This window comes from Bacillus sp. 1021 (assembly GCF_014534735.1).
Lineage (GTDB): Bacteria > Bacillota > Bacilli > Bacillales > Bacillaceae > Bacillus > Bacillus siamensis.
Window position 1 is genome coordinate 16,253 of the sequence record NZ_JACVSR010000004.1, and the last position, 13,131, is coordinate 29,383.

11 protein-coding genes and 5 tRNA genes are annotated in these 13,131 nt (G+C 47.7%); 11 read left to right on the forward strand and 5 right to left on the reverse strand.

Annotated features, from left to right (window positions below; all coding sequences use genetic code 11):
• Positions 1-45: 45 nt before the first annotated feature.
• The 5 genes from pbp4b to ICW23_RS14630 all read right to left on the reverse strand — a co-directional run bounded on the left by pbp4b (position 46) and on the right by ICW23_RS14630 (position 4,808).
• A complete protein-coding gene (gene pbp4b / locus ICW23_RS14610; RefSeq protein ID WP_095241891.1) occupies positions 46-1,329 on the reverse strand; it encodes a penicillin binding protein PBP4B in 1,284 nt (427 codons plus the stop codon).
• A gap of 18 nt (positions 1,330-1,347) precedes the next feature.
• Positions 1,348-2,715, reverse strand: coding sequence for a PTS transporter subunit EIIC (locus ICW23_RS14615; protein ID WP_188154688.1), 1,368 nt, complete (start codon positions 2,713-2,715; stop codon positions 1,348-1,350).
• Between the two features lie 137 nt (positions 2,716-2,852).
• Entirely contained in the window at positions 2,853-3,782 is a 930-nt protein-coding gene (gene murQ / locus ICW23_RS14620; RefSeq protein ID WP_188154689.1) for an N-acetylmuramic acid 6-phosphate etherase, read from the reverse strand.
• Between the two features lie 79 nt (positions 3,783-3,861).
• Positions 3,862-4,338: a GNAT family N-acetyltransferase gene (locus ICW23_RS14625; protein ID WP_016936924.1), complete on the reverse strand. Its 477-nt coding sequence runs from the start codon at positions 4,336-4,338 to the stop codon at positions 3,862-3,864.
• Between the two features lie 17 nt (positions 4,339-4,355).
• Entirely contained in the window at positions 4,356-4,808 is a 453-nt protein-coding gene (locus ICW23_RS14630) for a 2-thiouracil desulfurase family protein (RefSeq protein WP_016936923.1), read from the reverse strand.
• A gap of 180 nt (positions 4,809-4,988) precedes the next feature.
• On the opposite strand from ICW23_RS14630, the gene ICW23_RS14635 reads away from it, so the two are divergent.
• The 11 genes from ICW23_RS14635 to glmS all read left to right on the forward strand — a co-directional run bounded on the left by ICW23_RS14635 (position 4,989) and on the right by glmS (position 12,846).
• Positions 4,989-5,060 (forward strand) — tRNA-Glu (locus ICW23_RS14635).
• Between the two features lie 3 nt (positions 5,061-5,063).
• Positions 5,064-5,139: transfer RNA gene (locus ICW23_RS14640), tRNA-Val, on the forward strand.
• 5 nt (positions 5,140-5,144) lie between these two features.
• Positions 5,145-5,217, forward strand: a tRNA-Thr gene (locus tag ICW23_RS14645).
• Positions 5,218-5,236: 19 nt separating this feature from the next.
• Positions 5,237-5,321, forward strand: a tRNA-Tyr gene (locus tag ICW23_RS14650).
• A gap of 4 nt (positions 5,322-5,325) precedes the next feature.
• Positions 5,326-5,397: transfer RNA gene (locus tag ICW23_RS14655), tRNA-Gln, on the forward strand.
• A 228-nt stretch (positions 5,398-5,625) separates the two neighbouring features.
• Positions 5,626-6,189, forward strand: coding sequence for an RNA polymerase sigma factor SigW (gene sigW, locus ICW23_RS14660; protein WP_003156766.1), 564 nt, complete (start codon positions 5,626-5,628; stop codon positions 6,187-6,189).
• A 13-nt stretch (positions 6,190-6,202) separates the two neighbouring features.
• Complete coding sequence (gene rsiW / locus ICW23_RS14665) at positions 6,203-6,820, forward strand: anti-sigma-W factor RsiW (RefSeq protein ID WP_016936922.1); 618 nt, start codon at positions 6,203-6,205, stop codon at positions 6,818-6,820.
• Positions 6,821-6,994: 174 nt separating this feature from the next.
• On the forward strand, positions 6,995-7,816 hold the full coding sequence (gene cdaA / locus ICW23_RS14670) for a diadenylate cyclase CdaA (RefSeq protein ID WP_003156763.1): 822 nt from the start codon (positions 6,995-6,997) through the stop codon (positions 7,814-7,816).
• Complete coding sequence (cdaR, locus tag ICW23_RS14675; RefSeq protein ID WP_016936921.1) at positions 7,809-9,248, forward strand: CdaA regulatory protein CdaR; 1,440 nt, start codon at positions 7,809-7,811, stop codon at positions 9,246-9,248. The genes cdaA and cdaR overlap by 8 nt, the downstream gene beginning before the upstream one ends.
• A gap of 17 nt (positions 9,249-9,265) precedes the next feature.
• Positions 9,266-10,612, forward strand: a complete 1,347-nt coding sequence (glmM, locus tag ICW23_RS14680; RefSeq protein ID WP_016936920.1) for a phosphoglucosamine mutase — start codon at positions 9,266-9,268, stop codon at positions 10,610-10,612.
• Positions 10,613-11,043: 431 nt separating this feature from the next.
• Positions 11,044-12,846, forward strand: a complete 1,803-nt coding sequence (glmS, locus tag ICW23_RS14685) for a glutamine--fructose-6-phosphate transaminase (isomerizing) (protein ID WP_045926342.1) — start codon at positions 11,044-11,046, stop codon at positions 12,844-12,846.
• Positions 12,847-13,131: the final 285 nt, after the last annotated feature.

Here is a 13,131-nt window from a genome sequence, read left to right on the forward strand (position 1 = left end):
ATGGCGCCCTCCTGCCGTCATAGTTTGGACAAAAGACATAGGTTGTCATTCAATGGCTTCGTAAATCGCTTTTACGACGCTGCCGTAGCTTCCGGTCGGGAAAAGATCCCCTTCAAAAACATTCGGATTTTCACCGGGGCTGACGACGGGGGAATGCTTTTTGTTGGTCAAAAGCGCGATCCCGAGATGATAAGCGGGGTCAATGATCGTGACGGTGCCGGTCCATCCGGTATGGCCGTAAGCCTGCCTGCTTGCATAAGGGCCGAACATCCACTCCATATCAGGGCTGCCGTTTTTCCGCCAGCCGAGAGCGAAAGTCGGGTCAGAGGATGACGCCGTTGTGAACAGATCGGCCGTTTGCTGAGTGAAGAGAGAAACATGTTTGTAACTGCCGCCGTTCAGCATGACTTGAAGAAGAACGGCCATGTCATCAGCTCTTGAAAACAGTCCTGCATGGCCGGACACCCCTCCCATTGAGTAAAATGCTTTTTCGTCATGAACCTCCCCTTGCAGCGTATACGTCCTGATATGAGGAAAATGGATAACCCCGTCACGCGTGTTGCCTAAACGTTCAGTAGCTGCGAATGCTTTTTCTTTGAAGCCTTTTTGCAGCGGGTTAAACAGTGTGTGCGTCAGTTTCAGCGGTTTGTACAGTTCTTGTTCCGCATAGGCATCAAGGGTTTTTCCAGTTATGTTTTCAATAATGCAGCCGAGCAGCATGTAACCGATATCGCTGTATACGTGTTTTGTGCCCGGTTTGTATTCAAGCGGGATCTGGGTGAGAAAACGGATCGTTTTGTCCCGTTCTTGTGAATAAAAAGGGCCTGCGGTGTCCGGCTTATAAAAATAAAAGCTTGCCGGCAGACCGGATTGATGCTGCAGCACATCAATGACGCGTATGCGGTCTTTTCCTTGAATCGGATCGCTTTTCCTGTCTTTGAAATCGGGAAGGTAAGCCGAAACTTTTTGATACACATCCAGCTTTCCCTGGCTGACGAGGCGCTGTAATGCAAAATTCGCCGCATACATTTTTGTGTTGGAAGCTAAATCAAACATAGTTGACGTTTTCATTTTTTTCGGACGGGATAAAAGACTGTTTCCGTCATATTTTTTGCTGTAGCCGTATGCTTTCTTTTTGATCACCCGTCCGTCCTTTACGACGACGAGGACAGCTCCCGGGAATCCTGCTGCGATGTCTTTTTCAATCATTTGATCAACCTTTCTGAGCTTTGCTGTGTCGTATAATTTGGATTGGGCTCCGGCTTTGTGCTGCGGCAGAAAAGAGAGGCTGATGACCATGGTGAGTACGGCGGCTGCCAGTGTTTTCATATTCTGTTCCCTCCCGGCTTATTCAAATTCAGCAGCCATGTCATCCTTAAACCCGAAAGCATAGGTGAAGACAAAGCCCGCCGCATAAGAGATGAAGAGACCGATGATATACAAAACGATTTGAGCCGGCTGTACGAGAAAAGAGAGCGGAAGGCCGGAGACACCGATTGAAAAAGTCGCTACTTGAAAATGGGCTTGAAAGGCGCCGCCGATACCCGCCCCTAAACACGCTGTTAAAAACGGCCGGCCGAGCGGAAGTGTGACGCCGAAGATGAGCGGCTCCCCGATTCCGAGCAGACCGGATGGAAGTCCGCCTCCAATCGCTCTTTTCAATGAGGCTTTTTTTGTTTTCATAAAGATGGCGAAGGCCGCGCCTACTTGACCTGCGCCTCCCATTGCGAGAATCGGCAGAAGCGGGTCATCCCCGATGGATCGGATGAGTTCCAAATGCACGGGAGTCAAGCCTTGATGCAGGCCGGTGATAACAAGAGGCAGGAAGGCGGCTCCTAATACAAATCCCGACAGCACTCCCCCGATATTCAGCAGCGACAATAAACCTGATGTAATCAAATCAGAAATAAAACCGCCTGCAGGGATGAAGATGACATATGTCACCAGTCCGGTGATGAGCAAAGACAAAGTAGGCGTGACGATAATGTCGATGGATTGATGGATGTACTTTCTGATAAACCGTTCCGTATAAGCGATAAAAATCGCAGCGAAAAGAACGCCGATTAAACCTCCCCTGCCCGGGAGCAGATTCTCTCCGAACAAACTGATATTGGCGATTTCGGGGTTTAAGATCAATATGCCTGCAAGGCCGCCCATCGCGGGTGTTCCGCCGAATTCCTTTGCCGCATTGATGCCGACAAGGACGCCGAGGTAAGCGAATAAGCCTGAACCGATAACCGTTAAAATAAGTGCGATTTGAGATTCTTTCGGGAGCCAGCCGGCCTGAATGACGGCTTTCGTCATGCCGGTGATTAAACCTGATGCAATGAGTGCGGGAATAAGAGGAATGAAGATGCTTGATATTTTTCTCAAAAGCAGTTTGATGGGTGTTGTATTTTTTCTGTTGAGATCGGCTTTTTTCCGTGAGGCGGCTTCTTTTAAATCAATGTTTTTTCCGGGTGACACCAGTTTTGCGAAAGCGTCGGCGACATGATTGACGACACCCGTGCCGAGGATGATCTGCAGTGTTTCGGCTTCGACGACGCCTATTACTCCGTCAAGACGTTTCAGCGCTTCAATATCCGTTTTGTCCTGATCTAAAGGCGTAATTCTCAGGCGTGTCATACAGTGGGTAAAGCCCGAAATATTCGATGAACCGCCGCAGTTGTCCAGAATATCTTTGGCCAGCGACTGATAAAATGCCTCTTTGCTCATGAAGACCCTCCTCTTTCCGTACCATTTTTCCCGCGGAGCTGTGCCTGAAACGCATCCTGAAAGCGCCTGCGCCGATCATGAAAACGGCGCGGCTGGTAAAAGGCACATGATGATCAGTAACGGAGCCAAAAGAATGATCAGCGATTTTTTTCGCTTGAAACATGCTGTTCTATGGCTTTGTCAATGAAGCCTTCCGATTCTTCGAGCAGTGCTTTCGCGTGTGTTTCGTCCGAATTCGTCTTCAGCATGACGATTGCCGTTTTGACATGGCTGCCTGCGGCCTCAAGGGTCTCTTTTGCTTTATCGTACGGAACGCCCGTAATGCTTTGGATAATGCCGATTGCCCGTTCTTTCAATTTTTCGTTGCTGACATGAACGTCCACCATTAAATTTTCGTACACTTTGCCGCTTTTGATCATCATGGCCGTGGAAATCATGTTCAGAATCATTTTATGTGCTGTTGCGGCTTTCATTCGTGTTGACCCTGTAATCACTTCGGGGCCGACGACGACTTCAATGCTGTGATCGGCAAAGGTGCTGATCAATGAGTGCTTATTGCATGTGAGCGCGACGGTTTTGGCGCCGATTGTTTTTGCGTATTTCAGCACACCGGCCGCATACGGTGTGCGCCCGCTTGCGGCGATGGCGATCACGGTGTCTTCAGCGGTAAGGCCGATCGTTTTGAGATCGAGAGCGCCGGTTTCCTCGCTGTCTTCTATACCTTCAGCCGCTTGCAAAAAGGCGTCTGCCCCTCCGGCCATCAGACCGATGACGGTGCCGGGACTTACGCTGTATGTAGGCGGGCATTCAACCGCATCAAGTACACCAAGCCTGCCGCTTGTGCCCGCTCCCGCATAAATCAGCCTGCCGTTTCGCCGCAAAGACTGATGGGCAAATTGAACGGCAATTTCAATATCAGGCAGCACCTGCTGAACGGCGTCCGCCACTTTGAAGTCCTCTTGGTTAATGATGCGGAGGATTTCCAACGTGTCTGCTTGATGGATTGAAGCGGTCTGCGGATTTCTTGTTTCTGTGGTCAATCTGTGAATGTTAAGCCGGTCTGTCATGAATGTACCCTCCCAAGTCGTTATTACTTGAAGTATATGGGCTTCTGAATATATGTTTCAAGAAAAAAATCAAACGCTTTCACAAAAAAAGATGCAGAATGTGCTGTTCGCCGATGGGGCCGATCCTGCGACGCCCTTTATCAATAAAACCGGAAGACTGGTAAAGGTTCTTTGCGCGATGATTGCGATGGTTCACTGCAAGCACGATTTCGTCACACCAAGGAAAATAATTTGCGGCAAAAGCGGGAAGCTGCAGCATCGCTTGTTTGGCATAACCTTTTCCTTGCTGCCGCGCATCTATGGACAGTGCGCTCAGTAAAATGGCAGACACGCTGTTCGAATATGGAGCTATGGTTTCCTTTGAGGTATGTAAAATGAAAAAACCGACGGGGGTGTCTTCTTTTAAAACGACTGTAGGATAGCGCTCCCGGATGACAAGAGCCTGCGGCAGTACATCCTTCGGGAGCGCTGTGAACATTTTATCTTCTTCACTGAGTACAAACCCATTCAGGCCGTCTGCATGTTCCGGTTTATAAAAGGATAGGGCTGCAACCATGATATCTACTCTCCTTTTTATAGTTGATCCAGTTCATTTTCTGATAACACGCGGCAGCCTGCCCGTTTTAATAGAGCGGAAGTGATGCCGTCCCCGATTATCTTTTTCCCGGAGAAAGTGCCGTCATAGATGAAGCTGCTGCCGCAGGACGGACTGTTTTCTTTAAGGATGATCGTTGCGGCGCCTATTTCTTTTGCGTATGCTAACGTTTTTTCCGCGCCGTCTATATATAAAGATGTAACGTCTTCACCTGATGCTGTTACGATTCTTGCTGTTCCATTCAGCACGTCTTCGCCCGTGCCGCCGAGGATTTCCGCCGGTTCGCGGGGAGTGGTGAAGCCGCCCAAAAGTTCGGGGCAGACCATAACAGCTTTCTTTTCCTCTACGAGTCTGCGGATTTTTTCCGAAGCGGCGTGAGAGCCGTTATACCTGCATTCGATACCGCCGAGACAAGAGCTGACTAAGATCATCTGTGTCCATTCCCTTCAATATTTTGATACTTTCATCTTAAATGAAATAAGAGAGAAGGGATGAGTTTTTCAGTTAAAAAACGGGTAAAAAAGTTTGAAAATAAAAAAAATAAATTTTCTCTTTACAAAAGGGGTATAACCTGTATATAATAACTTTTGTCAGCTCGACGCGGACACAACGGCCCGTTGGTCAAGCGGTTAAGACACCGCCCTTTCACGGCGGTAACACGGGTTCGAATCCCGTACGGGTCATATGGAGGATTAGCTCAGCTGGGAGAGCATCTGCCTTACAAGCAGAGGGTCGGCGGTTCGAGCCCGTCATCCTCCACCATATTTGCCGGCCTAGCTCAATTGGTAGAGCAACTGACTTGTAATCAGTAGGTTGGGGGTTCAAGTCCTCTGGCCGGCACTGTTTTTCAACAAAATACGGAGGGGTAGCGAAGTGGCTAAACGCGGCGGACTGTAAATCCGCTCCCTCAGGGTTCGGCAGTTCGAATCTGCCCCCCTCCACCATTTTTGGGCTATAGCCAAGCGGTAAGGCAACGGACTTTGACTCCGTCATGCGTTGGTTCGAATCCAGCTAGCCCAGTCTCAGACACCTTTTGCATAAGGTGTCTTTTTTTATTTGTATTTCGTCTCGAATTTTGATTGTTCATCAGATATACTATTTTTAAGCTGCTGTTAAGGCATTATATTCTGTATTTTCCATCTACACCCTGCCTGAAATTTGGTAAAATAAATGTAATAAAAAAATGAAACCTTTTAAAACAATCAACGTATAGATACAGACCGGTGAAGGGCAGAGGTAAGATAAAACATGGAAAACCTGATTAAAAAAAGAATCAAGCAAGTCAAAAAAGGCGATCAAAATGCGTTTGCGGAAATCGTTGACCTTTATAAAGATAAGATTTACCAGCTTTGCTACCGCATGCTCGGCAATGTCCACGAAGCAGAAGATATTGCGCAGGAAGCTTTCATCAGAGCGTATGTCAATATCGACAGTTTCGACATCAACAGAAAGTTTTCAACGTGGCTTTACAGAATTGCGACCAACCTGACCATTGACCGCATCCGCAAGAAAAAGCCTGATTATTATCTGGACGCAGAAGTGGCGGGCGCAGAGGGGCTGACGATGTATTCGCAGATCGCCGCGGACGGGGTTCTCCCTGAAGACGCCGTGTTGTCATTGGAGCTGTCGGACACAATTCAGAAAAAGATTTTAAAGCTGCCTGACAAGTACAGAACAGTTATTGTATTAAAGTATATTGATGAACTCTCTTTAATTGAAATCGGGGAGATTCTGAATATCCCTGTCGGCACCGTCAAGACAAGGATACACAGAGGCAGAGAGGCTCTTAGAAAACAATTAAGGGATCTTTAAGTGGGGTGATGAAATGAGCTGTCCTGAACAGATCGTGCAGCTTATGCATAAGCATCTTGATGGAGATATTCTTCCTGAAGATGAAGACGTATTAAAACAACATTTGCGGTCATGCGGGAATTGCAAACGGCATTTTCATGAAATGGAGAAATCCGTAGCGCTCGTCCGGAGCACATCGCATGTCACAGCCCCTGCTGATTTTACTGCCAAAGTTATGGCGAATCTTCCAAAAGAGAAAAAACGCGCTTCTGTAAAACGATGGATCAAAACTCATCCGATAATTGCAGCCGCGGCGGTTTTTGTGATTTTAATGGGCGGCGGTTTTTTCAACAGCTGGCATAACGACCACAATTTCAGTGTGTCAAAGCAGCCGAACCTTGTCGTGCAGAATCACACGGTCACCGTCCCTGAAGGCGAGACCGTAAAGGGCGATGTCACAGTAAAAAACGGCAAGCTGGTCATTAAAGGGAAAGTCGACGGCAACGTGACCGTGGTTAACGGAGAAAAATACATGGCCTCAGCCGGACAAGTCACCGGGCAGATTGAAGAAATTAACGAATTGTTTGACTGGGTCTGGTACGAACTGAAAACAGCGGGTCAGGGCGTCGTGAGTGCTTTAGACTCCGATTAAAGATGAGTAAAGCGTATAATCGCTTTACTCTTTTTTTACGCGGCGCCGCGCTGGCTGATTTCACTTGATAAATCAAAATGTGGTATAATGAGCACGCTATATGATGTACATATTGCTCATGCAGCACAATTCATAACAAAAAACGAAATGACTGAATTCTTGGAGGACGAGGAAATGGCTTTTGAGGACATCCCATTTTTGCAATACCTCGGCAATGCCGTTGATATTCTCCTTGTTTGGTATGTGATATATAAATTAATCATGGTCATACGCGGAACGAAGGCGGTTCAGCTTTTAAAAGGAATCGTCGTCATCGTGTTGGTCCGGATGGCCAGTTCATATTTGGGACTCAGTACGCTTCAGTGGCTGATGGACCAAGCGATAACATGGGGATTTTTAGCGATCATTATTATATTCCAGCCTGAGCTGAGACGGGCGCTTGAACAGCTCGGACGGGGCCGGTTCTTTTCAAGGAGCGGCACCCCCGTAGAGGAAGCGCAGCATAAGACAATTGAAGCGATTACAAAATCAATCAGCTACATGGCGAAACGCCGCATCGGCGCCCTCATCGCCATTGAGCGCGATACGGGAATGGGCGATTATATTGAGACGGGCATCCCGCTTAATGCGCAGGTCAGCTCGGAGCTTTTGATTAATATCTTCATTCCGAATACGCCGCTGCACGATGGAGCGGTCATTATGAAAAATAACGAGATCGCGGCGGCTGCCTGTTATCTGCCGCTTTCTGAAAGCCCGTTTATTTCAAAGGAGCTGGGGACGCGGCACAGAGCTGCTGTCGGCATCAGTGAAGTGACGGACAGCTTAACCATTATCGTATCTGAAGAGACGGGCGCCATCAGCGTGGCCAAAAACGGAGACCTTCACAGAGAATTGACGGAAGAAGCACTGAAAGAAATGCTTGAAGCCGAGTTTAAGAAAAACGCCAGAGATACTTCTTCTAACCGCTGGTACTGGAGGGGCAAGAAAAATGGATAAATTCTTAAACAACCGCTGGGCTGTAAAGATCATTGCATTGCTCTTTGCGCTCCTGCTTTATGTTGCGGTTAACAACAACCAGGCGCCGACTCCGAAAAAGCCGGGGGAATCCTTTTTTCCGACATCAACGACTGACGAGGCTACGCTTACTGATATTCCTGTAAAAGCATACTATGATGAAGCGAATTACGTGGTCACCGGCGTGCCTCAGACCGTAAATGTCACGATTAAAGGATCGACAAGCGCGGTGAAAAAGGCGAGACAGACGAAGAATTTTGAGATATACGCCGATATGAATAAGCTGAAGACCGGGACTCATAAGGTCGAATTGAAGGCGAAAAATGTATCGGACGGACTGACGATATCCATTAACCCGTCAGTCACGACGGTTACGATTCAGGAAAAAACGGCTGAGAGTTTTCCGGTTGAGGTTGAATACTACAATAAAAGCAAAATGAAAAAGGGGTATACGCCCCAGCAGCCGATTATCAGCCCGAAAAATGTACAGATTACGGGTTCGAAAAATGTAATTGACAACATTTCGCTTGTCAAAGCATCCGTGAACCTTGAAAATGCAAATGAAACCATTGATAAGGAAGTGAAGGTGACCGTCTATGACAAAGACGGCAACGCACTTCCTGTTGATGTTGAACCGTCAGTCATTAAAGTGACGGTTCCCGTGGCCAGTCCGAGCAAAAAGCTCCCTTTCAAAATCGTAAGGAAGGGAAGTCTTCCTGACGGGGTGAGCATTGCAAGCATTGACTCGAACCCGAGTGAGGTGACGGTTTACGGCCCGCAGGACGTGCTGGATTCACTTGAGTTTATCGACGGCGTATCTCTTGATTTAGGCAAAATTGATAAAGATACGGATATAGATGCCGACATTCCGCTTCCTAAGGGTGTGACAAAGGTGTCGCCGGGGAAAATTACGCTTCATGTTAAGGTGGACAGTGAAGACAAAAAGGATTTTGACAATGTCGCAATTAAGACGGTCGGATTGGGAGGCTCGCAGCAGATTGAGTTTCTCGACCCTGAATCGCGGGCGATAAATATTACGGCCAAAGGCTCTCCGGCCAACATTAAGGCGCTGAAAAAGTCGGACATTGAACTGTACGCCAATGTCTCAGACTTAGATGACGGAGAGCATTCTGTAAAGCTTGCAGTAAACGGACCGCAAAACATCACATGGTCCCTGTCCAAAGACACGGCTAAAATCAAGCTGACTTCTAAGAAAAACACAAGTTCAAATAAAAATAACGGCAGCTCTGCCGATTCCGGCAATAAGGACGGAACAAGCGGAGACGCAGATAAAGACAAGAACAAGAACCGGGAAGAAGACACTGACAGCGATCAGAATAAAAGTCAGAACCAGGATCAAAATCAAGACCAGGATGAAGGCGGATCAAGCGCTGATTCATCTTCAACAGAATGAAAAAGGAGCGATACAAAATGGGCAAGTATTTTGGAACAGATGGTGTAAGAGGTGTTGCCAACAGCGAGCTTACGCCAGAGCTGGCCTTTAAAGTGGGGCGTTTTGGCGGTTATGTCCTGACCAAAGATAAACAGCGCCCGAAAGTGCTGATCGGCCGTGATACACGCATCTCCGGACATATGCTGGAGGGAGCCCTTGTCGCTGGACTTTTATCGATCGGAGCTGAAGTGATGCGCCTCGGCGTCATTTCTACACCGGGGGTATCCTATTTAACGAAAGCCATGGATGCTGAGGCGGGCGTCATGATTTCCGCTTCTCACAATCCCGTACAGGATAACGGAATTAAATTTTTCGGAGGAGACGGCTTTAAGCTTTCCGATGAGCAGGAGGCCGAGATTGAACGTCTCATGGATGAACCGGAAGATAAGCTGCCAAGACCGACAGGCGCGGACCTCGGGCTTGTGAACGATTATTTCGAAGGCGTTCAAAAATATCTGCAGTTTTTAAAGCAGACGGCAGACGAAGATTTCACGGGCATTCATGTAGCGCTTGACTGCGCCCATGGTGCGACATCTTCCATTGCGACGCACCTTTTTGCCGATCTTGATGCTGACGTGTCTACAATGGGAACGTCTCCGAACGGATTAAATATTAATGACGGCGTCGGTTCTACACATCCGGAAGCGCTGAGTGCTTTCGTCAAAGAAAAAAACGCCGACATCGGCCTTGCATTTGACGGCGACGGCGACCGCCTCATTGCCGTGGATGAAAAAGGAAACATTGTCGACGGCGATCAGATCATGTACATATGCGCGAAGTATTTGAAATCAGAGGGCCGTCTCAAAGATGATACCGTCGTATCAACCGTGATGAGCAATCTCGGTTTCTACAAAGCGCTTGAAAAAGAAGAAATCAAAAGCGTTCAAACGGCAGTCGGAGACCGCTATGTCGTAGAAGCGATGAAAAAAGACGGCTATAATGTCGGCGGCGAGCAGTCAGGGCACCTTATTTTCCTTGATTACAACACTACCGGTGACGGGCTCTTGTCCGCGATCATGCTTGTGAATACGCTGAAAGCGTCCGGCAAAACCCTTTCAGAGCTTGCGGCTGAAATGAAAAAATTCCCGCAGCTTTTAGTAAATGTGAAAGTGACGGATAAATATAAGGTGGAAGAAAACGCTAAGGTGAAGGCCGTTATTTCTGAAGTGGAAAAAGAAATGAACGGAGACGGCCGGATATTAGTGCGTCCGTCAGGCACCGAGCCGCTCGTCCGCGTGATGGCTGAAGCGAGAACAAAAGAGCTTTGTGACGAATATGTCACAAAAATCGTAGATGTCGTGCGGACAGAAATGGGAGCGGAGTAGCGAAGTTTATAAACAGAGAGCGAACAAGACAAGTGCGATCAGCATAATATGATAGTAAACATGATGCCGGGGCGGCAAAAAATAATTGACCGTCCTTGGCACATGCTGTAAAATCAAGCTTGTTCGGCCTTTGTTTTTCACTTGCAGGGAAGGCGGAATTGTTTGCATCTTTTATAATTACAGCGCCCGAACTAAGCGCCCGAAAAACGGCTTAGTTGACGAGGATGGAGGTTATCGAATTTTCGGCGGATGCCTCCCGGCTGATTCATTTAGATCACAGCCGTAAGGATTTCTTCAAACCGGAGGGGCGACTCTCCGAACAAAGGGAAATCACATGATCTTCCAAAAAAACATGTGGGAGGGGACGATTGAAAGTCCCCTTGTAATTCGGCTTTCTTCGTCTCCTTTTACACCTTTAGGAGGAAGAAAAAATGTGTGGAATTGTAGGTTATATCGGTCAGCTTGATGCGAAAGAGATTTTGTTAAAAGGATTAGAGAAGCTTGAGTACCGCGGATATGACTCTGCCGGTATCGCTGTGGCGAACGAGCAGGGCGTGCATGTGTACAAAGAGAAAGGCCGCATCGCCGACCTTCGTGAAGTGGTGGATCCCGCGGTTGAATCTCAAGCGGGAATCGGACATACACGCTGGGCGACTCACGGCGAACCAAGCTTCCTGAACGCTCACCCGCATCAAAGCGCACTCGGCCGCTTTACACTTGTTCACAACGGTGTGATCGAGAACTATGTTCAGCTGAAGCGCGAATATCTTGAACACGTTGAACTGAAAAGCGACACGGACACTGAAGTAATCGTTCAAATGATCGAGCAATTTGTGGCGGGAGGTCTTAATACAGAAGAAGCGTTCCGAAAAACACTCACTCTGCTAAAAGGCTCTTACGCAATTGCATTATTTGACGGCGAAAACACAGACACCATTTTCGTTGCAAAAAACAAAAGCCCTCTGTTAATCGGTCTTGGAGATACGTTTAACGTCGTGGCATCTGACGCGATGGCTATGCTTCAAGTAACGAATGAATACGTTGAGCTTTTGGATAAAGAAATGGTGATCGTGACAAAAGACGAAACCGTGATTAAAAACCTTGACGGTGAAGTCATGACACGTGCGTCTTATATCGCTGAGCTTGACGCCAGTGATATCGAAAAAGGCACATACCCTCACTACATGTTAAAAGAAACGGATGAGCAGCCGCTTGTTATGCGCAAAATCATCCAAACGTATCAAGACGAAAATGGCAGACTGGCTGTGGCCGGCGATGTCGCTGACGCCGTGGCGGAAGCGGACCGCATTTATATCGTGGCTTGCGGAACGAGCTACCATGCCGGTCTTGTCGGGAAACAATATATTGAAATGTGGGCAAACGTCCCGGTTGAAGTGCATGTAGCGAGTGAATTCTCTTACAACATGCCGCTTCTGTCTAAGAAGCCGCTCTTTATCTTCCTTTCTCAAAGCGGAGAAACAGCGGACAGCCGTGCCGTGCTTGTTCAAGTCAAAGCGCTGGGCCACAAAGCGCTGACAATTACAAACGTTCCGGGGTCCACGCTTTCCCGTGAAGCGGATTACACATTGCTTCTGCATGCAGGTCCTGAGATCGCGGTTGCATCAACAAAAGCGTATACGGCTCAGATTGCCGTGCTTGCGATCCTTGCATCAGTTGCGGCAGAACGCAACGGCGTTGATATCGGCTTTGATTTAGTCAAAGAATTAGGTATCGCGGCAAATGCCATGGAAGCCCTCTGCGACCAGAAGGACGAAATGGAAATGATCGCGCGTGAGTACCTGACTGTTTCAAGAAACGCTTTCTTCATCGGCCGCGGCCTTGACTACTTCGTATGTGTCGAAGGCGCCCTGAAGCTGAAAGAGATTTCTTACATCCAGGCGGAAGGCTTTGCCGGCGGCGAGCTGAAGCACGGAACAATCGCTCTGATCGAAGAAGGAACACCGGTCTTTGCACTGGCAACACAAGAGCACGTCAACCTGAGCATCCGCGGAAACGTGAAGGAAGTCGCAGCCCGCGGCGCCAACACTTGCATCATCTCGCTGAAAGGCTTAGATGACGCAGACGACAGATTCATCCTGCCGGAAGTCAACCCTGCGCTTGCTCCGCTGGTTTCTGTTGTGCCATTGCAGCTGATCGCTTACTACGCTGCACTGCACCGCGGCTGTGATGTTGATAAACCGCGCAACCTTGCGAAGAGTGTGACTGTGGAATAAAGATAAATAATTCATGGTAAATTTTAAATGTAAAATATCGTCGGAAAGTTTGACCCCTTTGGTTTATATAAGCCAGAGGGGTTTTTAGTATGAAATTTAGAAGTTCATGTCTTTTCGGTTAACAAAAGATTTTTTATAATTGTAAAGAAATCTCGGTATATATATTGAAAAGAAGTAACATCTATTTTATAATATAAATATATTCCAATTAAAATCCATAAATGTAACCATTAGTAAAGAATGATAATGTTCAAATAAAGGTTTTTGAATAAGTATTTGTTTTGG